Annotated in this window: 21 protein-coding genes and 1 pseudogene; 8 read left to right on the top strand and 14 right to left on the bottom strand. The window is 51.6% G+C overall.

Annotated elements, in window-relative coordinates:
• Positions 1–34 precede the first annotated feature (34 nt).
• Entirely contained in the window at positions 35–364 is a 330-nt protein-coding gene (locus tag ACHZCX_RS11320; RefSeq protein WP_319587337.1) for a hypothetical protein, read from the top strand.
• Positions 365–635: 271 nt separating this feature from the next.
• On the opposite strand, the gene ACHZCX_RS11315 is transcribed toward ACHZCX_RS11320, so the two are convergent.
• From ACHZCX_RS11315 to dnaN, 11 genes are all read right to left on the bottom strand, one after another.
• Complete coding sequence (locus tag ACHZCX_RS11315; protein WP_394708828.1) at positions 636–1718, bottom strand: transposase; 1083 nt, start codon at positions 1716–1718, stop codon at positions 636–638.
• Positions 1719–1978: 260 nt separating this feature from the next.
• Entirely contained in the window at positions 1979–2758 is a 780-nt protein-coding gene (locus ACHZCX_RS11310; RefSeq protein WP_319587335.1) for an endonuclease/exonuclease/phosphatase family protein, read from the bottom strand.
• A 27-nt stretch (positions 2759–2785) separates the two neighbouring features.
• On the bottom strand, positions 2786–3973 hold the full coding sequence (locus ACHZCX_RS11305) for a glycoside hydrolase family 5 protein (RefSeq protein ID WP_319587334.1): 1188 nt from the start codon (positions 3971–3973) through the stop codon (positions 2786–2788).
• A 23-nt stretch (positions 3974–3996) separates the two neighbouring features.
• On the bottom strand, positions 3997–5688 hold the full coding sequence (locus tag ACHZCX_RS11300; RefSeq protein ID WP_394708787.1) for an ABC transporter ATP-binding protein/permease: 1692 nt from the start codon (positions 5686–5688) through the stop codon (positions 3997–3999).
• A 133-nt stretch (positions 5689–5821) separates the two neighbouring features.
• Complete coding sequence (locus ACHZCX_RS11295) at positions 5822–7135, bottom strand: family 1 glycosylhydrolase (protein ID WP_319587332.1); 1314 nt, start codon at positions 7133–7135, stop codon at positions 5822–5824.
• 531 nt (positions 7136–7666) lie between these two features.
• Complete coding sequence (locus ACHZCX_RS11290) at positions 7667–8167, bottom strand: rubrerythrin family protein (RefSeq protein ID WP_319587331.1); 501 nt, start codon at positions 8165–8167, stop codon at positions 7667–7669.
• A gap of 136 nt (positions 8168–8303) precedes the next feature.
• Positions 8304–8945 (bottom strand): rubredoxin-like domain-containing protein, encoded by a 642-nt coding sequence (locus tag ACHZCX_RS11285; RefSeq protein WP_319587330.1) that lies wholly within the window; start codon positions 8943–8945, stop codon positions 8304–8306.
• 140 nt (positions 8946–9085) lie between these two features.
• Positions 9086–10108 (bottom strand): NAD(P)H-dependent glycerol-3-phosphate dehydrogenase, encoded by a 1023-nt coding sequence (locus ACHZCX_RS11280; RefSeq protein WP_319587329.1) that lies wholly within the window; start codon positions 10106–10108, stop codon positions 9086–9088.
• On the bottom strand, positions 10098–12587 hold the full coding sequence (gene gyrA, locus ACHZCX_RS11275) for a DNA gyrase subunit A (protein ID WP_319587328.1): 2490 nt from the start codon (positions 12585–12587) through the stop codon (positions 10098–10100). Before gyrA ends, ACHZCX_RS11280 begins: the two co-directional genes overlap by 11 nt.
• 51 nt (positions 12588–12638) lie before the next feature.
• Complete coding sequence (gyrB, locus tag ACHZCX_RS11270) at positions 12639–15050, bottom strand: DNA topoisomerase (ATP-hydrolyzing) subunit B (RefSeq protein ID WP_319587327.1); 2412 nt, start codon at positions 15048–15050, stop codon at positions 12639–12641.
• 88 nt (positions 15051–15138) lie between these two features.
• Positions 15139–16269 carry a DNA polymerase III subunit beta gene (gene dnaN, locus ACHZCX_RS11265; protein WP_319587326.1) on the bottom strand — a complete coding sequence of 377 codons (1131 nt, stop codon included), beginning with the start codon at positions 16267–16269 and terminating at the stop codon, positions 15139–15141.
• Positions 16270–16554: 285 nt separating this feature from the next.
• Here dnaN and ACHZCX_RS11260 point away from each other — a divergent pair, with 285 nt between their 5' ends.
• Positions 16555–17667: a serine hydrolase domain-containing protein gene (locus tag ACHZCX_RS11260; protein ID WP_319587325.1), complete on the top strand. Its 1113-nt coding sequence runs from the start codon at positions 16555–16557 to the stop codon at positions 17665–17667.
• A gap of 294 nt (positions 17668–17961) precedes the next feature.
• Here the strand turns inward: ACHZCX_RS11260 and ACHZCX_RS11255 are convergent, their stop codons facing one another.
• The 3 genes from ACHZCX_RS11255 to ACHZCX_RS11245 are packed head-to-tail and all read right to left on the bottom strand — an operon-like array spanning position 17962 to position 18953.
• Positions 17962–18309, bottom strand: a complete 348-nt coding sequence (locus ACHZCX_RS11255) for a hypothetical protein (protein ID WP_319587324.1) — start codon at positions 18307–18309, stop codon at positions 17962–17964.
• A 12-nt stretch (positions 18310–18321) separates the two neighbouring features.
• Positions 18322–18654, bottom strand: a complete 333-nt coding sequence (locus ACHZCX_RS11250) for a hypothetical protein (RefSeq protein WP_319587323.1) — start codon at positions 18652–18654, stop codon at positions 18322–18324.
• Positions 18655–18695: 41 nt separating this feature from the next.
• The gene (locus tag ACHZCX_RS11245) at positions 18696–18953 is read right to left on the bottom strand and encodes a sulfurtransferase TusA family protein (RefSeq protein ID WP_319587322.1); all 258 of its coding nucleotides are present in this window, start codon (positions 18951–18953) and stop codon (positions 18696–18698) included.
• A 316-nt stretch (positions 18954–19269) separates the two neighbouring features.
• Between ACHZCX_RS11245 and ACHZCX_RS11240 the strand changes: the two genes are divergently transcribed.
• From ACHZCX_RS11240 to gatA, 6 genes and pseudogenes are all read left to right on the top strand, one after another.
• Complete coding sequence (locus ACHZCX_RS11240) at positions 19270–20538, top strand: YeeE/YedE thiosulfate transporter family protein (protein WP_319587321.1); 1269 nt, start codon at positions 19270–19272, stop codon at positions 20536–20538.
• Positions 20539–20629: 91 nt separating this feature from the next.
• Positions 20630–21256: a 5-formyltetrahydrofolate cyclo-ligase gene (locus tag ACHZCX_RS11235; RefSeq protein WP_319587320.1), complete on the top strand. Its 627-nt coding sequence runs from the start codon at positions 20630–20632 to the stop codon at positions 21254–21256.
• Positions 21257–21349: 93 nt separating this feature from the next.
• Positions 21350–22151: pseudogene (locus ACHZCX_RS11230) on the top strand (histone deacetylase).
• A 279-nt stretch (positions 22152–22430) separates the two neighbouring features.
• Positions 22431–23486 carry an HD domain-containing phosphohydrolase gene (locus ACHZCX_RS11225; protein WP_319587317.1) on the top strand — a complete coding sequence of 352 codons (1056 nt, stop codon included), beginning with the start codon at positions 22431–22433 and terminating at the stop codon, positions 23484–23486.
• A gap of 52 nt (positions 23487–23538) precedes the next feature.
• Complete coding sequence (gatC, locus tag ACHZCX_RS11220) at positions 23539–23826, top strand: Asp-tRNA(Asn)/Glu-tRNA(Gln) amidotransferase subunit GatC (protein WP_319587316.1); 288 nt, start codon at positions 23539–23541, stop codon at positions 23824–23826.
• A gap of 33 nt (positions 23827–23859) precedes the next feature.
• Positions 23860–25326: an Asp-tRNA(Asn)/Glu-tRNA(Gln) amidotransferase subunit GatA gene (gene gatA / locus ACHZCX_RS11215; RefSeq protein ID WP_319587315.1), complete on the top strand. Its 1467-nt coding sequence runs from the start codon at positions 23860–23862 to the stop codon at positions 25324–25326.
• The last annotated feature ends 1 nt before the right edge of the window (position 25327 follow it).

Here is a 25327-nt window from a genome sequence, read left to right as displayed (position 1 = left end):
GGTACCAACCTTTCACCCCCCTGGAAAAAATCCCATGAAACCCGTACTCAAATCTCTGCGTCTCCTCGTTTTCTTCCTCTGCGGCCTGATGCTGTTCGGTTGCGTTAGCGCCGGCAAGGACTTCAATGTTCACATGGTGCCAAAGATTCAGTTGCACCAGACTACCCGGGCCCAGATCGAACAGATGTTCGGCCCGCCCTGGCGGACCGGGGTTGAGGACGGCAAGCAGACCTGGAGTTACGGCACCTATAAATACGGCGTCAGCGACACCCTGAGCCGTGATCTGGTGGTCCGTTTCGACGGGAATGGTACGGTCGCCTCCTACACCTTCAATTCCAATTACCCGGAAGACAAACAGCTGTAAACGCCCCTGGCGGCGGGATACCCTGAGGTGGGGCCGACGAGCCCCACCTGTTCCTTCAAACATCTTCCGGCTTCACCCTCACTCGTCCCGCTACGACCTCACCGACAAACGGGTAACTGTCCAGCCCTGCATTTATCCCGATGCATTCACTCCAAGCCATTGATAACGGAGAGCTTTTCCTCTCTGCCGACAAAGTTTCTTTCCTGAGCCTCTTGCAAAATGAACTATTTGCCCCGTTGGGTACAAACCTCATTTTCTGATCTTTGATATTCTATCCGGCCAGTCGAAGCAACTGATCGGCAAACAGGACGACAACACCAAGCATCAGGTGGAGTTTTACCTTGCTGTGCCCTTTGACCATGACATTGCTGGCTCCGAAGTCTTCTTTCAACCGACTGTTCGCCCGTTCCGCACACGATCGAATCTTGTAGCGCTCTGCCTCGTGAGGGGCCATGGGTACAACCTCCTTGCCCCGTCCATTTCTATCGACAATCGGGACATGCCCAAACTCCCGGCTGGTCTCTTCAATCCGCTGGGCGTGGTAAGCGGCATCCATCAGGTCGTAGAGGTAGGTTACCTTTTGGCTGGTCAGTTTGATCAGCGGAATAGCTACCTGGCTGTCATGCAGAGAGGCAGAGGTAACAAGGGCGCTGATCGGAAGACCGATATCATTGGTATCCAGATGCAGCTTGTAGCCGTTCCATGCTGTTTTGTACCCCTTGGCATTCTGCTTGGCCCCGCGGTCACAGACAATCGGTAGTTCGTCAATGGCCTCCTCTGCGGTCTGGTCCACCTGGCGATCCATCCGCTTTATTAAAGTGTCCGCTTCACGTTGTTCGCCCTTGGCGGGACGGCCTCTTTTGCGGCGCGGCTTCGGCTCTTTGGCAACCTTCTTCACCGGTTTCTCGCGGCCAACAATCGCCGTGGAATCCCGACTTATGTGGCCCACAAGCTCACGCGACAGGTATTCCACCACCAACGCATCATGCACCACATTGCCCAGACTGCCAGCAGCAAATGCAGCAAAGACACGTGAAAAGGTGGCCTCTGACGGCAGAGTACCTGAAGCCCCGAATCCACATATCCTTCGCAGGTTGGTTGCCGATTGCAGGGCGCGGTGCAGGTCGCTGGTCGTCGGATGACGATAGAGCGCCTTGGCTACGAACGCTCGGGCCAAAGCCTGCCGGTCAAGAGGCTTACGGCCGGGATACCGATACCGGGTGACGATCCTGGGCACATGTCGTTCTATCTGGACGATTTCCAGGATCGACACCAACCGCTTCTCCTGCTCGGTAAGCGGCGCTGGCAAACATTCGTTCAGATGGGGGAACAGACTTCTTTGGACACGCCCCATCAACCATGATATCTTTTCCGTGAGCTTCATGGCATTCTCCTCGGTTCTGTTTTGCTGGATACAAAACTTTACCGTGAAATGCCATTAAGCTCAATTATTTCAGATTGTTAAACTGAAAATTGTGCGGCAGTCGCCCCTCTCGGCTACCGATAGTTCTCGTCTTTTTGCAAAAGGCTCTCCTGATAAGCTTCTCCAACGTCATCCCAATAGAGTAGCGTCCTACCACAAAAAACCATCAGAGAATTACAAACAACGCTTGTTTACGCTTTCCATTCGAGTACGGCCATGACGGGGTAATGGTCCGAGGGAAAAAGGTTCCCAACGTGCGAACGGTCGATCTGCGCATTCAGAACGCGGAAATGGTCGGAGACCAGGATCCAGTCGATGGGCGCCATCTCCTCAGGCCTGCCAAAGGCGTGAAAGGTGGCTTCATTCTCCTCGGGAGGATGGACTTGGCGGAAGGTGTCGATCAGCGCGCCCTCGCCGGTCAGGAGGCGGTAGGCTTTGGAATCCTTGCCGGTATTGAAGTCGCCGGTGACGATCACCGGGGAGTGTGAGCCCTGCTGATCGAGCCAGTGGCGCAGGCACTGGGCGTCGCCATCGATGGCCGCCGGTTCATAGTCGAAATGGGTGTTGACGTAGGTCAACTTAGCGCCCGTATCCCGGTAGGCGAGTTTGGCCCAACTTGCCGTTCGCGGATAAGCGCTGCCCCAACTGATGCTGCCGGGGATCTCCGGGGTTTCGCTCAGCCAGAAGCATCCGGAATCAAGCAACGTGAAGGCCGCGCGGCGAAACAGCAGGGGCGCCATCTCCAGGGCTGTATCCCAAGGGCCTTCCCGATGAGTGCCAAAGAAATGGTAGTCCGGCAGGTTGGCGCGGATAAAATCGGCTTGGGTGTCGTCGCGGCATTCCTGGAGGCCGAGCAGATCGGGCCCGAAGGCCTGGATTCTCGCCAGGGCCAGGCATTTGCGATGGTTCCAGTGATTTTCCCCGTCGTCGGCCAGGCCATAACGGATGTTGAAGCTCATCACCTTGATCATGGCTGGGTTCTCCTGCGGCCATGCAGCCTATTTTTTGGCTCTATCCAGCATTTTGCGTATTCCCGCCATCTGCTCAGAACGGCCGAGGTCGGGGAAAAAGTCCTGGTCAACGCAGTTTCGATAGCTCCACTCCGGGGTGGTCTCGGTGCGGTAGGTCCAGAAGAACCAGCCGGCGTATTTCTCAAACGTCAACACCTGAGCTGAGGCATAGCCGCGAAAAGCCGCCGACATCTGGAATTCGTCCATGGCGTCCAGGGCATGGTTGAAGGGCCCCTCCGCCCACAGCGACACCACCTTCAGATCCAGCCCCAAACTCCATTCGCCGCAATAGACCTGATAGCCCGAATCGCCGATGATCTCGTCCGCCTCATTGCGCAGGTCCACGGCGCTTTTGCGGATATGACCGAAAATGTCCATGTCGATGTCGTCGCGGGCAAAGCATTGATAGCGGTGGATGTCGATGGCCACGTTGCGGAACTCCGGTTCCTGGAGAAACCCTGCATATTCCCGGAAGCTGCGGAAGCCGTCGTGGAACACCACCGTCGCCCGCTCGGGCGGACAATGGCGGCGGATGCGGTGATAGGCCTCCAGAGTGAAGCGCTTGAGCAGGTCAGTGGGGATGTCCCAGCTCGGCTCGTTGAGCGCCTGAATGCCGTGCAGCGCCGGGTGATCTTTGTAGCGCTGTGCCAACCACTCCAGCACGTCCAGGGAGTGTTGAATGTACTCCTCCTTGGTGTGCCACTCGCACACACCTAGGATGCCGCCGTTGTCAAAGCCGTTCTGGCAGCCCGGCGCGGCGTGGAGATCAAGAAGCACCCGCAGGCCGAACTCCGAGGCCCACTGAAAGACCTTGTCGACGATTTCGATGCCCCCGACCACAAAGGGATAGTGCGCCACGCCGTAGCTGCGATGATAGGGATAGTCCTTGCCGAACAGCCAGTGGCCGACGGGCAGTCGCACCGCGTTGATACCGGCGCGGGCCAGCCAGGCAAAGTCGTCGCGGGTGATAAAGGTGTTCCAGTGGTGGTGCAGTCGCCGGGTGGCCTCGGTCTCTCCCAATTCGACGCAGTAGGAAGTCTCGTCGGAGGCCTGCAACCCATCAAACAGACTGGGAGTGATCCACTTCTCCAGCACCAGCCAGCCGCCAAGATTGACTCCGCGCAGTTTGCTGCCGTGTGATTTTCCGCCGCTTTCGTCAACCGTAGGGGTAGCCATGATGGGTCTCCTGAAGAGTTGTTTTATAAGGCCAAGCGGCGCGAGTAGAAGGAGTCGCCGTTGGCCATATGGGAAATCGTCAGCAAGGTGGCCTCGGGAAGCTGATCACAGATCAGGCGCAGCATCTGCTCCTCGTCCTGAGAGTCCAGGGAGTCAAAGGCCTCCTGCAGGAATATCCACTGGGGGCGGTTGAGCAGCAGACGCACCATGCCCAATCGCTGCTGCTCCGCCGGTGCCAGGATATTGACCCAATTACCGCTCTCATCGAGCTGATTGATCTGGTTTTCAAGGCCCGCCAAACGGAGCGCCTGTTCGATTTGTTCCTGGGTAAAAACCCGGCGGGAGGAGGATGGGTAGCAGATGGCGTCGCGCAGGGTGCCGGTGGGCAGATACGGCCGGGGCGGCATGAAGAAGAGGCGGCCTTGGCTGGGGAGTTCAATGACGCCGCTGCCCCAGGGGCGTATCCCGGCAATGGCACGGAACAGCTTGGCCCCGGTGAAGGGGTTGCCGGTGATCAGGACACGTTCCCCCTTGCCGATCTCCATGTTGATGTCCTGGGCCAAAACCTGCCCGTCGTATTTGACGATGCTGAGATCGCGGAAGGCCAAAACCGGTCGATCAAAACTCTTCACCTGGATCAAATGGTCCGGTTTGGCCAGCTCCTCGTCCACATTATCCAACGCCCGCAGGAGACTTAAAATACGTTCCACCGAGGCTCGCCACTCGGCGATCGCGCCTGCGCTGGTGACCGGCCAGGAGAGGGCGCCGGTCATGTGCTGGAAGGCCTGGGCGGATTGCATCAGGGTGCCCAGGGTGATTTTCCCCAGGATATAACGGGGAGCGGAAATCAGGATCGGAAAGGCCATGGAAAGGGTGGCATAGCCGGTTCCGAACATCGTGATATTTCGCCAGGCCGCGGTTTGTGCATTCCAGACCACCTGGAGTTTGCGGAATAACTCTCGAAATTGATGCCGTTCACAGCTCTCGGCATGGATCAGCGCGATCGCCTGGCTGTTTTCCTGCGCCTCCAGCAGGCTAGCGCGGAACTTTGCCTCCGCCGACTGCCGGGCATTGGTGGCGCCGGTCAAGGGCCGGCTCACCAGCCAGCCAAGCCAGGAGGCCAGGGCCGAGTAGATGATCGCGATCCAGACCAGGTGCCCGTAGATGGGAATGTGCGAAAATCCGAGATCAAGCGTCACCACCCCCGAGCGCGACCAGAGTACCTGCGTGAAACCGATCAGCAGCAAAATGGAGTAAAACAGCGAGTGGCCCAAGACCACCGCCGACTCGGTGGCGACACGGCAATCCTCGGCGATGCGGCCATCCGGGTTGTCGTGTTCACCCGGCAGATGGGAGATCAAATAGTGACGGCCAGCCTTCATCCAGCAGGTAAAGACATGCTCCGTCATCCAGTCGCGCCAGTAGATCTGCAAATTGCGCTTGGTGACCAGATGCGATCCAGTCAGAACCATATCGGCGACCAGGAGGATCGCCAGCAGGCCCACCTGGGTCATGAGGCCGCTCATGGAGTGCTGCTCCAGGGCGTTGAACAGGCCTGCGCTCCACTGCGTCATTAACACTGCCATGGCCATTTGCATCAGGGTCAAGACAGCCAGGAGGAGGGCGGTGCCGCGAATCTTCAACTTACGATTCGAACGCCAAAACTGTTTGGTCAGCCGGAGAAATTCAATCAAAAAATTGCGGGATTGAGGCATAAGGAGTCAGGGTGCAAGGAGTGGAGTGACGCCAATCAGAGGGATTGATCCTTCGTCGGCGCGTTGTGGTTGATGGGTTGCATCGGCACGGTCAGGAAAAGGCAATCAATGGGACATGGACGAGTGCCGTGAGTCATCTTGTTGGTTGCGGCAAGGTGGGTAAGGCATCCAAATACCGTCGCACCGCCTCCCCGCTGAATCCATTTTCCCGGATGACCTCCTGGTAAAAAAAGGCGCTGGGTTTCGGGGTGCGCTGGAAGGTCTGGAAATCCACCGCCACCAGGCCGAAACGGGGGATGAAGGAGGTCCACTCGTAATTATCCATGAGCGACCAGTAAAAGTAGCCGCGCACATCCATGCCGCGCTCCATCGCCTCATGCAGGGCCGAGAGGTGCAGCGCCAGGTAGACGATGCGAAAACGGTCATCAATGGCGGCGCAGCCATTCTCGGTGATGGTGACCGGATAGTCGCGCAGCCGCTCCAGGTTGGCGATCAACCCCTCGGGGTACATCTCCTCCAAATAGAACTGCATCGGGACCATTCTCAGTTCTTTGTGGCGGAATCGGGGGCCATCCAGGTTGGCCAAGCGGGCATCGACCATGTGGCGGGTGTAGTAGTTGACCGACCAGAAATCGAGCGCCCCCTTGACGTCGGGATCAAACTCGGCATCGACGCCCGGATAGACCAGCTCCCCGGTACGCAGGGCGTGGAAAAAAAATTCATTGGTGGTGAAGTCGGCAAACCCGGTCATGCGCTGGTCCAAATCGTCGTGAAATCGGCGCGGAAACCAGTGGATAAAGGCGTGGGCGCTGCTCACCGGGGCGGTCGAGTGGAGCTTGATCAGGTGGTAGCCCATGGCATGCACCCGCAGCATATTGAACTTGAGAGGTGCAATCGCGGGACCCGCCGTGAGCCCACCCCACTGATTGAACTCGTTGATTACGTTCCAGCCGCTGACGAACGCGCTGATTTTGGGTACGAGAAAGTTGAGATAGCGCTCGAAGTAGCGGCGGTTGTCGGCCTTGCTGAACCCTCCCAGCTGGTCGAACCAGAGGGGATGGGTGAAGTGATGCAGGGTAACGAAGATTTGAATACCCTTCTGGACGAGGCGATCCAAAAGATCGAGGTAATGCGCCAGGGCATCGTGATTCCACTGCCCTTCCTGGGGTTCGATCCGGCTCCACTCGATCGACATGCGGTAGGCCCGGTGGCCAAGGGAGGCAATCAGCTCCACATCCTCCCGATAGAGCCGGTAGTGGTCGCAGGCCTTGCCGGAGGGGGCGCGGACTGTGTGCTCCGGGTCCTCCTGGTGGAAATCCGGCAACTGCTCCTTGTGCCAGGCCTGGGAGTGGATATTATCGCCCTCGATCTGATGCCCAGCGGTGGCGCTGCCCCATAAAAAGCCTTTAGGGAAGCGGATTGGCGGCAGGCTGAAGACGTCGTACATAAATAATCACCCTGGATTATCTCGATAAGCCAAAGGACCTACGGCTAGAGGAAATCGCTTTTCAGGCTGGCAGGTGATGAGGAGAAAAGGAGGAAGCGGGAAGGGCGTTTCGGTCAGGTTTCGTTCCCGCCAAGGTCACCTCGTCGACTCAAGGGAGTAGGAATACACTTCTTCATTCCCCCTGCTGTCAGAATCACACGTTCAATTCCTATAAAAAACCAGGGGTCCAGTCAATAACTTCTTGCGAGTGATGGAAAAAGTCTTTAGCCGAAAGGATGCACAAGCGGGGAGCAGTGGCTCCGTTCGGTTGTCGGAATAGGTTGTACCTGTCTAGGTGGTGCATGGGTAGTGCCGGACCACGAGACCCGGCGCTACGCAAAACACAAAAGAGCCCTGCAGTGTACAGAGCTCTTTCGACATTCCCTTGCTCTCAAACCTTCCACAAGAACTCTCTTGCGGGCGACTGTTCAAAAACCGTATGGACAGGTACCTGCTGTGTAGCAGGCGGGTGCTTCCTTCGTCTTCTCTTCTTTACGCAACCAGCTCGAAAATCGATTGTTTGGCTCCACAAACAGGACATTTCTCCGGAGCCGATCCCAATTCGATATAGCCACAAACAGGGCAAAGGTAAAACTCACTCACGTCGAGATCCACACCTTTTTTTACCGCTTCGAGGGCTTTGGTGTAGATTTTTGCGTGAACAGCTTCCGCGTCGACGGCAAACTTGAACATGGTTTTCGCTTTGTGACCATCGGCTACCGCCAGTTCAACCATGGGTGGATACATTTCGGTAAACTCATAGGTTTCACCGTCAATGGCAGCCTGAAGATTTTCTGCCGTTGATGCGATCATATCCAGCGCTTTAAGGTGTCCTTCGGCATGAATACGCTCAGCTTCGGCGGTAGTTTTGAACAGTTTTGCAATGTTGACAAAACCGTCTTTCTCAGCTTTTTTGGCAAAAGCGCGATATTTTTGATTAGCTTGGCTCTCACCGGCAAACGCATCTTTTAAATTGTCTTTTGTAGTTGGCATCGCTTTCCTCCGTTTTTGATTTTCTTTCAATTTTTAGATTTTCCCCAAATCAACGCAACCAAGATACCCTAAACGTTGATGAGAGACAAGTGTAGATAGGAATAAAAACCATTTAGCACTTTCTACCAAAAATCTTTTAGTTTTTCCGATTGCCAAAGACCAGTTTCCCCCCCATATGACCAGCTCCTCCGACCGCTCCCACCAAGACAAAGGAGAGAAAGAGAAAAACCCATCGCCCATTGGAGGCGGTTGTCGTGATATCTGGTTGCACAACTCGCCAGATAATAAGGGTGAAAAGAAGAATGACAGTCACAATCGAAGCGGCGATTTTAACCTTGAAGATCGATGTCATCGTACCACGATAACGCTTCTGCCAGACCTCGTATCCGGTGAAGAGAACCAACGGCATAGATATGAGAACAAAGACTAAACTGTAAAAAGCGGCGGTTTCAAAAAGCGGCAAACCGAAAAAAGCTGTGATCAGCAAAAAGACGAGCGCCATTGGCAAGATGCCGTTCGGCGTGTGGACCATAATCGGATGCAGGTGGTGTTTGACAATCTGTTCCGAAGCTAACGTATAAGCCTTGAGCAAAAAGGATGGCTGCACCATCGGTGCTGGTTTAGATTCTGCGGTCTGTCCGGTGGTTGACTCACCCGGCGCTGCTTCCTCAACGACCTCGACAAACATGCTTTTGTCGGCCGAGCAGACCGGACACTCATCGGGTGGTTCCTCTCCTTCATGAATATAACCGCAGACCGTGCATTCCCACTTCTTCATGACTGACCTCCGTAAAGAATATAATGTAGGCGATTCGATGGTGACCAGAAAAACAAGTATCCGAAGGTACCCCTTTCGACGAACGAGAAACCTATCCTTCACTGATGGTTAGTTGACTTCTCGCATCGTTTCCATATGGGTTAACCGGCTAACACTTCGACTTCCTGCCTCAAATCTCGTTGGAACAATTCAGACACAGCATCCTCGCACCGTTTGTTTTGGTACAGGACCTGGTACACCTGTTCGAGAATCGGCATTTCAACCTTGAGCTCGGCCGCAAGTTTGCGGCAAGATTGTGTAGTCTTAACGCCCTCTGCCACCATTTTCATCTCACTCAAAGCCTGTTCCAGGGTCAACCCGGATCCCAATTTCAACCCGACGGTGCGATTTCTACTCAAATTACCGGTACAGGTCAGAACCAGGTCGCCCAGGCCGCCGAGGCCGGCAAAAGTCTGAGGATCACCGCCCAAGGCGACGCCCATGCGGGTTATTTCCGCCAGCCCTCTTGTTATCAAAGCCGCACGGGTATTAAGGCCATAATTGAGACCATCGCAAATGCCAGCCGCAATGGCGATCACGTTTTTCATGGCGGCACTAATCTCGAGGCCGATAACATCGCTTGAGGAGTAGACGCGGAAATTGTCGGTGGAAAAAAGGTGCTGGACCGTTTCTGCAGCCTGTGGATCGGCAAAAGCGACAGTCACCGCGGTTGGTTGACTGTCGGCTACCTCCGCTGCAAAACTTGGCCCACTTAACACGCCGAGGTGGATGGCCTTCTGGTCGAGGTTCTCCGCCTGCATGATCCCGGTCATAGTCATACCGCTGTCGATCTCTATACCTTTGACCGCGGAGACAACCAAAACCTCCTCCTGCAGAAAGGGGATAATCTGTCGGTAGACCTCGCGGTATCCATGGGAGGGCACAACCATGACCACGCACTCCGCACCCTTGACCGCATCGGCCAGGTTACCGGTAACCTCCAGGACATCGGGAAAGCTGTGCCCAGGCTGGTATCTTTTATTTTCCCGTTCTTGTTTCAGTTGCTCGATATGAGCGGTGTCTCTGTCCCAGAGAGCAACGGGACATCCTTTGCGCGCTAACAGCAGGGCCAGTGCCGTTCCCCAGCTCCCCGCCCCTATCATAGCGATTTTGTTAATCTTCATAAATCTCCTCGAATCCGTCATCCTCGTCGTCGACGCCCTCTTCCCTGGCAAGCATGGACATGTCGACCACAAACTCTCCTTCTTCCAGGTTGATCAGGCAGACACCTTGGGTGTTGCGACCGATGATGCGGACCGTATCCATCGGCATACGGATGATTTTCCCGGAGTTGGCGATAAGCATCACCTGATCCTCATCGACTACCGGCTGCACCCCGACGACATAGCCGTTGCGTTCACTGGTCTTGATCGCGAACACACCTTTGCCACCCCGGTTTTGCAGCGGATATTCAGATACAGCAGTGCGCTTACCGTATCCATTTTCCGTGACGGTGAGGATCGAATCGTTGCTCTGCAAGACAGCAACTCCGACCACTTCGTCGTCCTCACCTAAATTGATCCCTTTCACTCCAGCGGCCAACCGACCCATGGCGCGTACATCGTTTTCGTGAAAATGTATAGACAGCCCCTTTTTAGTGACCAGGATGATCTCATCTTCACCAGAAGTGATGGCCGCGGAAAGAATTTCATCGTCATCACGGATGGTCAAGCCGAACTTGCCTTTGCGCAGGGGCCGTTTGTACTCGGATATAAATGTTTTCTTCACCCGGCCCAGCTTGGTAACCGTGAGTACTGAAACACTGTTGTCCATGTTGGCGAGATCGGCCACGGGCAAGATAGCCGCCACCTTCTCACCGTCCCCCAATTCCAACAGGTTGACAATCGCTTTTCCTCGCGCAGTTCGGCCCGCCAAAGGCAACTCGTAAACCTTGCGCCAGAAAACGCGCCCCTTGTTGGTGAAGAAAAGGAAGGTGTCGAGCGAGGAGGCGGTATAGAGGTTGACGACAAAATCGTCATCCAGAGTCACCATGCCCTTAATCCCCTTGCCTCCCCTTCGTTGCGCCCGATACAGGTTAATCGGATTGCGTTTGATGTAGCCGGAATGGGAAACGGTCACCACCATCTCCTCGGGCGTAATCATATCCTCGGGCAAGATCTCATCCGGCGCGTCGATGATTTCGGTGCGACGGCCGTCACCGTATTCCTCGAGAATTTTGTTAAATTCCTCACGAATGATCTGCATCACCAGTTGATCATCGCCGAGCACCTGTTTTAACCAGTTAATTTTTTCTATAATTTCGTTGTAATCACTGACTATTTTATCGCGCTCCAAGCCTGTGAGGCGTTGGAGGCGCATATCAAGAATGGTTTGCGCCTGAATCTCGGAGAGCTCAAACCGCTGTATCAATCCCTCTTTTGCCTCAGCCGGATTAGCCGAGCCCCTGATCAGTTCGACAACCTCGTCCAAGTTGGTGATCGCAATCTTCAACCCTTCAAGAATATGGGCCCTTTCTTCAGCCTTACGCAGTTCAAAAGCAGTCCGCCGATACACCACCGTCTTTCGATGAACAAGAAAGTGCTGTAAAATCTGCTTAATATTGAGAACTTCCGGTTTGTTGTTGACGATGCAAAGAAGAATTATGCCAAAACTCTTCTGCAGAGGGGTCATCTTGTACAGCTGATTTATAACTATTTCCGGGATTTCATCCTTGCGCAAATCCAGAACCACGCGCACACCGTGCCGGTCTGATTCATCTCGAATTTCAGCTATTGAGGTGATCCGCTTCTCTTTCACCAGCAGGGCTATTTTTTCTACCAGGGAGGCTTTGTTCTGCTGAAAAGGCACCTCCGTGATAATGATCGATTCTCCGTGCGTTCCGCGCTGCTCAATATGGGTCTTGGAGCGCATGATGATCACCCCGCGACCGGTTTCATAAGCCTCGCGAATCCCGGCCCGGCCGCAAATAAAGCCACCGGTTGGAAAATCCGGTCCTGTGATGATCTCCATCAACTGGTGAACTGTTATCTCGGGGTTATCTACCAGAGCAAGCAGACCATTAATGACCTCGGTCAGATTGTGAGGTGGTATCTTGGTGGCCATGCCCACCGCAATACCCTCCGAACCATTGATGAGGATATTGGGGATCTTCGATGGAAGAACAGAGGGTTCTTGCAAAGAGTTATCGTAGTTAGGGACGAAATCGACCGTTTCCTTCTCCAGGTCCGCGACCAGCTCCTGGTCAAGCTTGGTCATCCGTGCCTCGGTGTACCGCATGGCTGCGGCCGAATCGCCGTCCATGGAACCAAAGTTGCCCTGGCCATCCACCAGAGGATAGCGCATGGAAAAATCCTGGGCCATGCGAACCAGAGTGTCGTAGGCGGCGGTGTCCCCGTGCGGATGAAACTTACCAATAACGTCACCGACGATGCGCGCCGATTTGATGTACGGACGGTTATAGGTATTGCCAAGCTCGCGCATGGCAAAAAGAGTACGACGATGCACCGGCTTCAAGCCATCGCGAACATCGGGTAGCGCCCTGCCGATGATGACCGACATAGCGTAGTCAAGATACGATTTTCGCAACTCCTTGGAGATGGCTATGGTGGGTTGTTGACCACTTTCTACTGATTGTTCCGTCATTATAAATTCCTGATAGACTCTGGCTTAGAGGGAGATAAAGGCATGTAGGTTTTAGATATCGAGATCCGCAACCTCAAGGGCGTGATTCTGAATAAATTCCCGCCGGGGTTCGACCTTGTCTCCCATGAGCGTCGTGAATATATCATCTGTCATTTCAACATCATCGATCTTGACCTGAACCAACATGCGGTTGGCTGGGTTCATGGTGGTGTCCCACAATTGTTCGGGATTCATCTCGCCTAAACCCTTATACCGCTGCAAATGGCTGCCTTTGAAGGTTTCTTCACGGACCAGTTCAATCAATCTGTGCCAACTTTCCGCTGACAACACCACTTCCTGTCCACTGGTCGACGTCCGTGTGACACTGAAAGTAACCGCCAGGTAGGGCTTAATGGTTTTGTAGAGTTCAAGGGCATGACGATACTCGTTGATCAGGGGTATATTGGGCCCCAGAATGGTTGCCATATGCCCTTGCCCCTGAAAGATGATCTCACATTCCAAACAGGCTGGGCGCCAGGAACAGGAGCGAACGGCCCCTATTTTTGCTCCCAGAGTTGTTAATTGTTCGACAAGGGTGTCGACAAAGGCACTGTCTTCGAACTGCCGCGCGGAGTGAACATCGTTTTCGAGTAAAAAGAGGGCCAGTGGCTCAGAGATGTTCAATCGTTCCAAGAAGGCGAGAACTCGCTCAAAGGCTGAAAGTTTACGTAACACGCTCACCATATCCGCTTCGGCAATGACCACATCCAGGTCTGTTTGGATGCGCATTAATTGGCTGGCTTGGGAATAGAGATAGGTGTTGAGGGCTTCATCGTTGAGGAAATACTGTTCTTTTTTGCCTTTTCCCAATCGATAGAGCGGTGGTTGACCTATGTAAACATGACCATTTTCGATGAGCGGTAACATTTGCCGATAAAAAAACGTAAGCAACAGGGTTCGGATGTGGGCGCCATCGACATCGGCATCGGTCATAATGATGACTTTATGGTAACGAAGCCTACCCAGATCAAACTCCTCACTGCCTATCCCTGTTCCCAAGGACGCCACCAGTTGCTTGATCTCTTCGGAACCCAGGATCTTGTCAAAACGGGCCTTTTCCACATTCATGATCTTGCCGCGCAGAGGCAAAATAGCCTGAATGGACCGGTCCCGGCCCTGCTTGGCCGAACCACCGGCAGAATCGCCCTCAACAATAAACAGTTCCCTTTGCGCTGGATCCTTACTTTGACATTCGGCGAGTTTACCCGCCATCATCACAGAAAGATTGCCTTTTTTTCTCGATAAATCACGGGCTTTCCTGGCAGCGTCTCGGGCGCGCGCCGCTTCGACCGCTTTACTTAAGATGCTTCGGGCGACCGCCGGATTCTGCTCTAAATAGGCCGCCAACTTTTCATTACAGAGGGATTCAACGATTGATTTAACTTCCGAGTTGCCTAAATTGTTTTTCGTTTGCCCTCCAAACTGAGGATTGGGCACCCGAACAGAGATAACGCAGGTCAGGCCTTCGCGGACATCATCACCCCCCATTTTTTCCTTAAGATGCTTGGGAACTAGGTCGTCGCTGGCGTACCGGTTGATGCATTTGGTCAAGGACGACCTGAATCCGGCGACATGAGTTCCACCTTCTCTTGTGTTGATATTATTAACAAAAGAGAATAATCGTTCCGAATAGCCATCAAAATACTGGAAACAGATATCCACTTGCACATTATCCCGCTCGCCGGAAATGAGAATGGGATGAGGATGCACACAAGTTCGGTTGCGATTGAGGTATTCGATATAGGAGACAATGCCGCCGCTGAAATGAAAAGTGTCTTCAGCTCCATCCCGTTCGTCTTTGAGATTTATGCAGATATTTTTGTTCAGAAAAGCTAACTCCCTCATCCTCGTTTTCACAATTTCATACTGAAATTCCAGCGTTTCTGTGAAAATATCCGGATCAGGCTTGAAAAATATGGTGGTTCCTGTCTGCTCGCTGACTCCTATCACCTCGAGATCGCTGACGCGAGTGCCATATTCATAAATTTGTCTGTACGCCTTGCCGTTTCGCCTTACCTCGGCCACGGTGCGAACGCTTAAGGCATTCACCACTGAAACGCCGACACCGTGCAAACCACCGGACACCTTATAGGTGGAATGATCAAACTTACCTCCCGCATGCAAGGTGGTCATGACCAATTCCAGCGCAGACATCTGCTCAGTGGGATGCTTATCCACCGGGATACCGCGTCCGTTATCCTCTACAGTTACCGAGTTATCTTCATGAATAATTATATTTATAGTATTGCAATAACCAGCTAAAGCTTCATCTATGGAGTTATCGACCACTTCATAAATGAGATGATGCAGACCTTCCGATGCTGTATTGCCGATGTACATAGAGGGTCTTTTACGGACAGCTTCCAGTCCATCAAGAACCTTAATCTGTTCTGCACCATACGATGTATCAATTTGGTCACTCACTTTTTTCCTTTTTACTTGAATATTTAAGAAAATATATGATTAATAAATCATTAAATCATAATATATGTTTATGATAATAAAAGATTTTTTAAATTTTCATTGGCATAATAATACTTAAAAAACCTGTATCCTCATCAGAGGTTATCATACAGGGACTTTCTTGACTATTAATGCTTGCTGTTATTATAGTACCTTCCATAACTTGAAGACTTTCAATGAAATATCGACAATTGAAACCGAGAGATAGTGGTTGTCCATTATAATCTATAGTAAATTCATCTTTTGCTGAACCAAAATCTGCATTTTGAGAAGTCAAAACCATTTTATTTTCTTCAATGTCAATTTTTATGGCATGAAAAAGATCTTCTGTGAAAAGATTTATTCTTTTCAATCCTTCTAAAAAACGGAGTCTATTTATGTGAAGAGAATTATCTTTTGATAAAACATTAAGAAGTCCTTGAAAATCAGGAAAATCTCCTTCCATTAAACGAATAACAAGCAAAGAATCTTCATTTTTTAAAACAGCCTGCTTTTCTTCAATGCCAAAAGAAAAAACATTTTTATTTTCGCAAAATTTTCTTATTTCTTGCACACCCCTTCTTGGAATTAAAGTTGCCGAATTCATCTGCAATCCATCCAGACTGGCATCCACTTCCCTGCTCATAATGGTCAAACGATGACCATCCGAAGAGATCATCTTCAGGTACAGTTTATCATCGGTTTTTACTTTTTGCAGCATAGCCGCTGTCAAGGTGAACATGTTCTCCTTATCCAAGGCAATGGAGAACACCGTTTTATCGACTAAGTCTGCCATGACGGCACTCTCAATCTGAATCATTTTTTGTTCATCATAATAAGGAAACTGTGGGAACTCGTCTGCCACCATTCCAGCCAAACGATAGAGACTTGACCCAGCTGTTATTTCAACCCAATTATTATCGAGTTCTTTAAAAGAAATAGTGGTGGACCCTGATTCCCTGGCCAATTCAAATAACTTTTTAGCTGGTAAGGTTAGGATTCCGGTTTCAATAACCTCTGCTGGTATGGTCTGCTTGAGACCTATTTCCAAATCAGTCCCGGTTAAAACAACATGCTCCGGTTTTACTTCCATCAATACATTCGATAAAATAGCCAGAGTCCCTTTTTTACTGGTTATGTTTTGTTGAGCGCTGATAGCACGGAGAAGATCGTCTCTGCTTATGTTAAACTGGAAGGCCATAATAACTTTCCTTTTTTATAGAGAATATTGTTATTGGTATTAATAGTGTGAGTATGTTGATTAATGGGATAACATTTTGTATTTAAAATAAAATTTATGTTTATAAAAATGTTTACCGGTGACTTGGTATTTTTTGATAAAAGAAGGTGTTTATACCTCTTTTAGTTATGAACAGCTTCTTTTACATATTTTTAACAACTTTATTAACAAAAAGAATGAAGGGAAAAACTACTCGAAAACAGTTGAAATATCAAATATTTTTTTTGTGAGACACCCAATAAAACAATGAAAAATCAAATAAATATTCTACTCAAAGAAGCCTGTGAAAGAGGGCTGGCGGAAGGGGTGTATTCAGGTGTATCGGCAGCTGTCAGTGTCATAAAAAATAAGGTCCGTTATAGGGGATGGTTCAGTGGCGGTTTGACTCGATCCGATCAATCAGGTGCACCCGTGCAAGTATCAACTCCTTTTGATTTAGCTTCCTTGACCAAACCCCTGTGTACAACCTTGTGTACACTTCATCTCATAGCTTCAGGAAAAATGCATTGGGACGATGCTGCTCTTTCTTTACTGTATCCTACTCTCGCTCAAGATAAACAGGGTATTATGATTAGGGATATTCTTACCCATTCTTCAGGATTACCAGCATATAAACCCTATTTTCGAGAGTTTGATGCCCAATCTTCCAGGGACAATATGCACCCCCTTCTAAAAAAAATAGTGAAAGAGCCTTTGCAATATTCTCGGGGAAAAAATTGTCTTTACAGTGATTTAGGTTTCATCCTCTTAGGATTGCTTCTCGAAAAATCGGCACAAATTCCGCTCGATCAACTTTACAAAAAAAATATAATAGAACCTCTTCATTTGGCGGAAGAAATTTTTTTTATGCCGTCAAACAGTTCGGTACAAACAGAAAAAACCGAGATGGCGGCAACCGAAGATTGTCCTTGGCGGAAGAAAATTATACAAGGAGAGGTACATGATGAGCATTGCTGGCTCATGGGTGGGGTTGCAGGCCATGCGGGTTTATTTGGGACTGCTGGCGGCGTACTGAACTTATGCGAATGTTTGCTCGATTGTTGGCAACAACGGGCTAGTCATCCGGCCTTTTCCAATAATCTACTCAGCTATGCGCTCACTTGGAAGCAACCGGGAGAAAGCTGCTGGCGACTTGGTTTTGATACGCCATCATCTGGGCTATCAAGCAGCGGCCGTTATTTTTCACCGAAGAGTGTGGGGCACCTAGGTTTTACTGGAACCTCGTTTTGGATAGATCCTGAGCAGAAAGTTATTGTGGTTCTCCTAACCAACAGGGTGCACCCGTCTCGGGAGAATATAAAAATAAGGGAATTTCGGCCTTTTTTTCACGACTTTCTCATGGAGAAAATATGTGGATAAGGCGGATAGGTTCAGACTTAAAACCATAAAAAAACCCTGTCATTCCAAGAATGACAGGGTGAAAAACGACCGAACTAACGGTTTATTTCAATGTTACCACCAGCAAACTGTTTTATCGTTTGCAAAAAGTTTCTGCACTAAGGTGTCGTAATTCGGCTCACCGATATAAAGCTTGAATTCATCGGCGGTCCTATCACGATTGAGAATTTCAACCAACTTTTTGACATCCTCGGTGGGTTCTGATCTGTATACCTGCAATATTTTCATTTTATCACCATTCCTCGTATTCTCTTGTTATTCGCTGCAAGCACCTGGAGGCTCGTGGGATTGCTTGGGAAGACCGTAAGGAATAATGAAATCGGCTTCTCTCATTTGTTCACCAAGCTCTTCCAAAGAAATATTGGCTATCTCGGTTCCCTCCGGTAAATCGGTGGGAGCATCAGCACCACAACTATAAACCTGACCTTCCATGTCGGAAATCCAGGCGATGTTCTCCGCCATGTAATTGGACATGCGGGGAAATTCACCGTTCATAATAACGGGAAAGGCGTAGTGGTTTTCAACAGCAAGACCTAAACCCGAACGTATACCGTCATTGTAGACACGGTTGGCGATCAGTATGTACACTTTCAATGATTCCATTTCCGTGTCTCCTTACATGACTATGTACTTGGCGCATTCATCAAGAATGGCACCATGGAAAGCCTGGGTCCGCATCTGCTTGTCGATCAGGCCGCGTGGAACATCGTTGACGTTGTCAAATCCCTCACAGATGTAACTGTCTGCGCAGATAGCAATATCTTCCACGGCGCACAGTTGGGTCAATTCATAAAAGAGGGGATTCTTGGTCAGGTGAATTGATTTAAAGGTAAAAAATACCATCACCTTTTTGCCGGCACGCACCGCAGCCTTGGCTATACCGAGGATGTGGCGCATGTGTTGGGGTGATGTAACGAAAATACCTAGTTTGTTTGGATCAGCAGACATTGGCTTTTTTCCTCCTCAAAAGGATTGTAAAGTTGGTTTGATCATCCTTTTTTGATAAAAAAGCTAATGTAACCAGACTCTTCTTTCTCGCCAAGATATTCGTGGCCTGCTCGCTCGCACCAACCCGGAATATCGTTTCTGGAACCCGGATCGGTACCCTGAATGTGCAGGATTTGACCGGCATTGATTTTTCCAATTTCTTTTTTGGTGCGGAGAAGCGGCATGGGGCAGCTCAAACCTCTTGCATCCAGAACCGAAGCGATAGCCAGACCTTCAGGTGCTACTTTTACGTCACTCATTTGTGTTCTCCTTAAGAAAATACTTTTTTAAAAAGACCATTTTATACATGAAAAAAAGACGATTTAGTTTATAGATAAATACTGTGGTTGTCAAGGTAGAAACAAATACCTCAACACCGCTACCGAACGGAAAAAAGTAATCTCTCAAACGGAAAACAGCAGGAAGAAAAAACTCCTTTGCTGATCAGGTTGCTTTTATTGACAAATTCTCAGAGCAACGGTATTTATGCCGATTTGAAGAGAATTTAACCTATTTTTACGATGTTCGATTTGGAAGCCATTATCATTTAAAGGGAAAAGGAGGCTGTTGAAGAAGATGGAAGACTTCAAGATTTTGTGGCAAAAGATTAAACATTTATACAAAGTTCTCTGCCAGGACGAATGGAACCCGATCATGACCGGTATCATTGTCGCCCTGCTCAGTGTGCTTATTATGGCTTGGTGGCGGCCTTGGGGTGCGGTCGGCGCAATCCGTAACTGGGGTGACTGGATGCTCTGGCAGGCTGGAGTGTTCAATGGAGATCTTGCTGAATTGGTTGGTTTTGTCAATGAAGACGGCGATAAAATATTGACCAAATCGATACTCTTCAACACTGGTTCGGTCATTGGTTTAGGGTTTATCGGCGGCGCATTCATTTCCGCCTGTCTTGGTGGACAGTTCGCTTTCCGTTTTCCCCCGATCCGTGAATACATTAAGGCAATTATTGCTGGTATTTTAATGGGTATAGGTTCCGCTTTGGCTGGTGGTTGCAATGTTGGTGGTATGTACAACGCCATCGGCAATCTGGCTGCCAACGGTTTTGCGATGTGGATAGGCCTGATTCCCGGCGTTCTACTGGGTCTCTGGCTTCTCTACAAGGAGATGGAGCATATTAGTTGGGGCGGCGGCGGTTCCTGGACCCTGAATATCCCCTATCCGGTTCAGTGGGTTTTCGGTGTTGCTGGTCTGGTCGGCGTTATCTGGTGCGCGAATTATTATGCCAATTTTAATGGCGACGACTATGTTGAATATATCACCTCGCTTTCCGGTATCCTGCTCATCGCTGTTGGTCTCGGATACACGATGCAGCGCGGCCGTTGGTGCATGATTCAAGGCTTCCGCGAACCGCACATGACCGGTGACTGTAAGATGGCTAAATCCGTGGCACTGTCGATTGTGATTGTTGCTGTCGGTGCCGCAGTCCTCAAGTATGGCGTGGGAACCCGGTTAGGTGGTGAGCCGGTTCTTGATCCGATGAACTATGTGCGCGGCACCTTCGGCTGGGGCGGTGTTGTCGGCGGCTTCATCTTCGGGCTTGGCGCCATGCTAGCCGGCGGCTGCGGTTCTGGTGCCCTTTGGCGGGTCGGCGAAGGGCAGATCAAGCTGTGGGTGGCGGTTCCCTTTTTCTCGCTTTCCAACTCGTTGATGGTGGCCTGGTTTTCTGCCTATAAATTCGAGGAAAATGGGTATCTTGGCAAATATGTCTACATCCCTGATGTAATGGGGTATGGGTACACCATGGCCCTGATCGTCGGTTTTTGCACCCTCTGGTATTTGGTGGTGACCTGGAACGAGGATTCCAATAAACTGTTATTGCCAATGTGATTTTTTCTTAGATGTAAGATCGTTGTATGGGGCGGTATTCGAAAGAAGCCGCCCTTTTTCTTTTCCCCGTGACAATCAGACGGCTTACTCGATGATTCATAACCTGGTTGATGACCGCGACCGGATACGCTGGCAGTTCCTGGCGCAACGCGACGCAATACCCCTGGCAGAGCGGGCTGTTGGGAGTGAGCGGATTATCCAATCCTTAGTTTCCCTTCCTATTTTTCAGGAAAAGCAGTTTTTTTTCATTTACTGCCATTTTCGCAGTGAGGTCGAAACGACTATTTTATTGAATAACTGTTGGGCTCACGGGAAAACAGTCAGTGTACCGCTGAGCCAGCCGGAACACTCCCAGATGCTGGCTATCATCCTCACCGAAAAGCGCCATGATCTTGCTCCCGGATACAAAGGGATACCCGAACCCTTGCCGCCTTGGGAGCAGGATCGGATTATGTTGCCGACTTCCATCGACGTAGCGATAATACCCGGAGCGGTTTTTGATCGTTGCGGTCATCGGCTCGGTTACGGGGGGGGATTTTATGACCGCTTTCTCGCCCAGGAGGCGCCCCAGGCCACCCGGATTGGCCTCGCTTTTTCCTGCCAGGTGGTGGATCAGCTACCCTCCCTCCCCCACGATGTACCCATGGATCTGGTCATCACTGAGCAGGAGATACTGATCTGGTCGAAGGTTCCTTGTGCGACGAACAGCCGTTTATAAACTCCCCTTTTTCTGGCCCATGACACTGGAAGGGATCACCTCGAACCGGCCGATCGACCCCGTGGACTTTACCAGGAGTTGGAACGGATTGAAGTGGCGGCTCAGCTGGTGTATCCCTCCTTCCCCAAGGCCAGTGTCTCCTCGATCCAACTCAACCATAACCCGGAACTGGTTCGGACGGTAGCTGCCACGGCGTCCCGAGTGGCCACCTTTCTTGACGCCGACACCAGAACCTCCTCCGATTCCTACGAGGCGGCCTTGATGGCTGCCGGTGCTGCCATCGACGGCATCAAACGGCTGGAGCGCGGTGAGATCGATAACGGTTTCTGCCTAGTTCGCCCTCCAGGGCATCACGCCGAGTCCAACAGGGCCATGGGCTTTTGTCTATTCAACACTCTTGCGGTAGCAACCAAATGGGCGATCCGTCACCTGGGGCTTCATCGAATCATGATCGTCGATTGGGATCTGCATCACGGCAATGGCACCCAGAAAAGTTTCTATCGCAACGAAAAAGTGTTGTACTGCTCGTACCATCAGTTTCCTTTTTATCCGGGTACCGGCGCCTTGGCTGAATCCGGCAAAGGGCGCGGGTGGGGGGATACTGTCAACATCCCGTTGAGCACTGGTCACGGTGATCTGGAGTTTGCTCGAATATTCAACGATATCTTTATTCCCCTTGCCAACCTATCATCCCCAGCTCATCCTTGTTTCCTGCGGTTTTGATTGCATGACCGGCGATCCGGTCGGATCTCAGCGGGTCACAGCCACTGGGATAGCTTATATGGCCAAGGTTCTGTTGGAATTGGCGGAAGAGTTCTGCCAGGGTAAGATATTGTTTGCCCTGGAAGGCGGTACGATTGGGAAAATGTGCGTAATGGTTTTTGGGCTGTCTTGAGTGAGCTGCGTGGCACCCCTCTGGCCACCGATCATCCCCTGGCTCTTTCCTGAGGATCTCTTAAGGCTTCGCGCCAGCAGGGCTGAGTCCGCCTGTATTGATCAGGCTGTGCAATGGGTAAAAAAAATGAGGTCTTTTTGACCAAGTGAATCGACGCACGGAATAGTACTTCTTTTCGCTTTTTATTTATGAGAAACTACACTTCGGGAAGGATGTGTGGGGGGCGCAGAGTGCGTAGCGTTCAATGGGGTTATTGCTTGTTCCGACTTCTGAAGGCTTATGAGTTCGAAAATTCTTTTAGCAGATGATGACACTCTGGTTCGGGTAGCGATCCAGAAAATCCTCAAGATGTTCCATCATGACGTCGTTGCCGTTGAGTCCGGCCGACAGGTACTGGAACAAGTGTCGGAAGATGTTGATGTCATTATCCTCGACATCAACATGCCAGACATGGATGGATTTGAGACCCTTGAGCGGTTGAACCAGCAACGGGTCGATATCCCAGTCCTCTTTCTTACCGGCGCCGGTTCTATGGATTATGCAGTGAAAGCTATTAACCTTGGGGCCTACGATTTTCTTACCAAACCCATTGCCGACATTGAGCTCTTTCATGTCAAGGTCAAGCAGGCTGCGGAAAAAAAGCATTTTCTTCGACAAGAAAAGGCCTATAAAAAAAATCTCGAGAGAGAGGTCCAGGCAAAAACTCAAGAACTGGCCGAGAAAAATATTCTGCTTGAGCAATACAGCAACCACCTGGAGAACGCGACGGTTCAGATCATGTCGAGCCTGCAGGCGGCCATGGAGGAAAAGGACGGATATACCGCCGGGCACACGAAAAGAGTGACGGAATATGCGGTTTTTCTGGGTGAAGCCGCTCTGATCAGTCACGAGGATATGCTTGTTCTCCGTCGGGCCTCCCAGTTTCACGATATAGGTAAGCTGGTTATCGATCTTTCCTGCATCCAAAAACCCGGTGACCTGACCCCGGAAGAATGGGAACTGATAAAAAAACATCCGGAAGTGGGGGCGAGTATCATTGAACCGCTCACTTTCATGGAGCGGGAGCGCGACATTATTCGTCATCACCATGAAAAACTGGATGGCTCCGGCTATCCGGACGGTATCGGCGGCCATGAGCTGGATGTCCTGACTCGTATCATCACCATTGCCGACAGTTACGACGCCATGACCTCGCGCCGCAACTACCGCCGTAACCTCACCACCCCCGAGGCTGTGGGTGAGCTTCGTCGCTGCGCCGGCTCGCAGTTCGACCCCGATTTGGTCGAAATTTTTGCGGGGGTTGTTCTTTCTGCCCATTCGCTGTATAAACAGTAGCTGTTTTTTACCGACAACAGCCTGTCACCTTCGTTTTTCCTTGCACACAGCCATGAAAATTACCCGAGAAGAAGTGCAGCACGTGGCCAAACTGGCCCGTCTTGATTTGACCGTTGCCGAGGTGGACCGGATGACCGGACAACTCGACGCCATCCTTTCTTATGTGGCCAAGCTCGACGAATTGGACACCACCGGCGTGGCCGTCACCACCCACACGCAACAGGTGGTCAATGCCTTTCGCGAGGACGAGGTCCGGCCCTCTCTGTCGCGGGAACAGGCCTTAGCCAATGGACCCGAGCAGAACGGCGAATCCTTCGTGGTTCCGAAGGTCGTCGGCTGATCCGCCCCTTTTTCCTTTCAGCAGAATCAAAGTATGGAACACTACTCATTGACCCTACATGAGGCATCGCGGTTACTGGGTGCCGGCGAGGTGAGTTCGGTTGCGCTCACTGAATCGGTGCTGGCCCGGATCGATGCCGTCGAACCCAAGGTGCAGGCCTATTTGGCCCTGGATCGCGAAGGAGCACTCCGGCAGGCGGAACAGGCCGACATCAGAAGAAAAACTGGTGGTCATGCCGCTGGCCCACTCTGCGGCATTCCCTTGGCCATTAAGGACGTCCTCTGCACCACTTCGATGCCTACCACCTGCGGCTCACGGATGCTCGAGCATTTTGTCGCCCCTTACGACGCCACGGTCGTCACCAAGCTGGCCCGCGCCGGATCGGTGCTTTTGGGAAAATTGGCCATGGATGAGTTTGCCATGGGCTCGACCAGCGAGAACTGCGCCTTCAAAGTGCCCCACAACCCCTGGAAAAAGGGCTATGTGGCCGGTGGTTCCAGTGGTGGTTCCGCCGCCGCCGTCGCAGCCGACCAATGTTTTGCCTCGCTTGGCTCCGACACTGGCGGTTCGATCCGGCAGCCGGCATCGCTCTGCGGCACCGTGGGCATGAAACCGACCTACGGCCGGGTTTCGCGTTACGGCCTGGTGGCCTTTGCCTCATCGCTGGATCAGGTCGGTCCCTTGACCAAGGATGTGCGCGATTGCGCCTTAATGATGAAGGCGATCTGCGGGCATGATCCTCTCGATTCGACTTCGATCAACCTGCTCGTTCCCGATTTTGCCACAGCCCTCCAGGATGGACTGCAAGGTGTGAGAATCGGTATCCCCAAAGAGTATTTCGGCCAGGGATTGGATCCCGAAGTTGATAGAGCGGTGCGCAACGGCATCAGCATGCTCAAAGAGGCAGGGGCCGAAATTGTCGAGGTCACCCTGCCGCATACCGATTATTGTGTAGCCGTCTACTATCTGATCGCCCCGGCCGAGGCCAGCTCCAACCTGGCCCGCTTTGACGGGGTTCGCTACGGTTACCGCGACCGCACGGCCGGGTCGTTGATCGAAATGTATAACCGCTCGCGTTCCCACGGGTTTGGCGACGAAGTCAAACGACGTATCCTGATCGGCACCTACGCTCTTTCTTCCGGCTATTATGACGCCTTTTACAAAAAGGCCTCCCAGGTGCGCACCCTGATCAAGGAGGATTTTGCCCGGGCCTTTGCCACCTGCGACCTGATGGTCTCACCGGTGACCCCGACCCCTGCCTGGAAGATTGGCGACAAAGCCGACGATCCGCTCGCCCTCTATCTCTCCGATATTCTGACCCTATCAGCCAATCTTGCCGGCATCCCCGGCATGTCGGTCCCCTGTGGCTTCAGCAGTCAGGGCCTGCCGATCGGTATGCAGCTGCAGGCCGCCCATTTCAACGAGGAGATCCTGTTGCGCGCTGCCTATAACCTTGAACAACGTGCCGGCATAGCCGGAAAAAAACCGGACCTTGTCTAAA

The sequence above is a fragment of the uncultured Desulfobulbus sp. genome, assembly GCF_963662935.2.
Lineage (GTDB): Bacteria > Desulfobacterota > Desulfobulbia > Desulfobulbales > Desulfobulbaceae > Desulfobulbus.
This window is presented reverse-complemented; position numbering and strand designations above follow the sequence as displayed.

What these genes read in the sequence shown, in the direction of transcription:
- ACHZCX_RS11320 (WP_319587337.1), top strand. Translation starts at nt 35, where the DNA reads ATGAAACCCGTACTCAAATCTCTGCGTCTCCTCGTTTTCTTCCTCTGC.
- ACHZCX_RS11315 (WP_394708828.1), bottom strand. Translation starts at nt 1,718, where the DNA reads ATGGGGCGTGTCCAAAGAAGTCTGTTCCCCCATCTGAACGAATGTTTG.
- ACHZCX_RS11310 (WP_319587335.1), bottom strand. Translation starts at nt 2,758, where the DNA reads ATGATCAAGGTGATGAGCTTCAACATCCGTTATGGCCTGGCCGACGAC.
- ACHZCX_RS11305 (WP_319587334.1), bottom strand. Translation starts at nt 3,973, where the DNA reads ATGGCTACCCCTACGGTTGACGAAAGCGGCGGAAAATCACACGGCAGC.
- ACHZCX_RS11300 (WP_394708787.1), bottom strand. Translation starts at nt 5,688, where the DNA reads ATGCCTCAATCCCGCAATTTTTTGATTGAATTTCTCCGGCTGACCAAA.
- ACHZCX_RS11295 (WP_319587332.1), bottom strand. Translation starts at nt 7,135, where the DNA reads ATGTACGACGTCTTCAGCCTGCCGCCAATCCGCTTCCCTAAAGGCTTT.
- ACHZCX_RS11290 (WP_319587331.1), bottom strand. Translation starts at nt 8,167, where the DNA reads ATGCCAACTACAAAAGACAATTTAAAAGATGCGTTTGCCGGTGAGAGC.
- ACHZCX_RS11285 (WP_319587330.1), bottom strand. Translation starts at nt 8,945, where the DNA reads ATGAAGAAGTGGGAATGCACGGTCTGCGGTTATATTCATGAAGGAGAG.
- ACHZCX_RS11280 (WP_319587329.1), bottom strand. Translation starts at nt 10,108, where the DNA reads ATGAAGATTAACAAAATCGCTATGATAGGGGCGGGGAGCTGGGGAACG.
- gyrA (WP_319587328.1), bottom strand. Translation starts at nt 12,587, where the DNA reads ATGACGGAACAATCAGTAGAAAGTGGTCAACAACCCACCATAGCCATC.
- dnaN (WP_319587326.1), bottom strand. Translation starts at nt 16,269, where the DNA reads ATGGCCTTCCAGTTTAACATAAGCAGAGACGATCTTCTCCGTGCTATC.
- ACHZCX_RS11260 (WP_319587325.1), top strand. Translation starts at nt 16,555, where the DNA reads ATGAAAAATCAAATAAATATTCTACTCAAAGAAGCCTGTGAAAGAGGG.
- ACHZCX_RS11255 (WP_319587324.1), bottom strand. Translation starts at nt 18,309, where the DNA reads ATGGAATCATTGAAAGTGTACATACTGATCGCCAACCGTGTCTACAAT.
- ACHZCX_RS11250 (WP_319587323.1), bottom strand. Translation starts at nt 18,654, where the DNA reads ATGTCTGCTGATCCAAACAAACTAGGTATTTTCGTTACATCACCCCAA.
- ACHZCX_RS11245 (WP_319587322.1), bottom strand. Translation starts at nt 18,953, where the DNA reads ATGAGTGACGTAAAAGTAGCACCTGAAGGTCTGGCTATCGCTTCGGTT.
- ACHZCX_RS11240 (WP_319587321.1), top strand. Translation starts at nt 19,270, where the DNA reads ATGGAAGACTTCAAGATTTTGTGGCAAAAGATTAAACATTTATACAAA.
- ACHZCX_RS11235 (WP_319587320.1), top strand. Translation starts at nt 20,630, where the DNA reads ATGATTCATAACCTGGTTGATGACCGCGACCGGATACGCTGGCAGTTC.
- ACHZCX_RS11225 (WP_319587317.1), top strand. Translation starts at nt 22,431, where the DNA reads ATGAGTTCGAAAATTCTTTTAGCAGATGATGACACTCTGGTTCGGGTA.
- gatC (WP_319587316.1), top strand. Translation starts at nt 23,539, where the DNA reads ATGAAAATTACCCGAGAAGAAGTGCAGCACGTGGCCAAACTGGCCCGT.
- gatA (WP_319587315.1), top strand. Translation starts at nt 23,860, where the DNA reads ATGGAACACTACTCATTGACCCTACATGAGGCATCGCGGTTACTGGGT.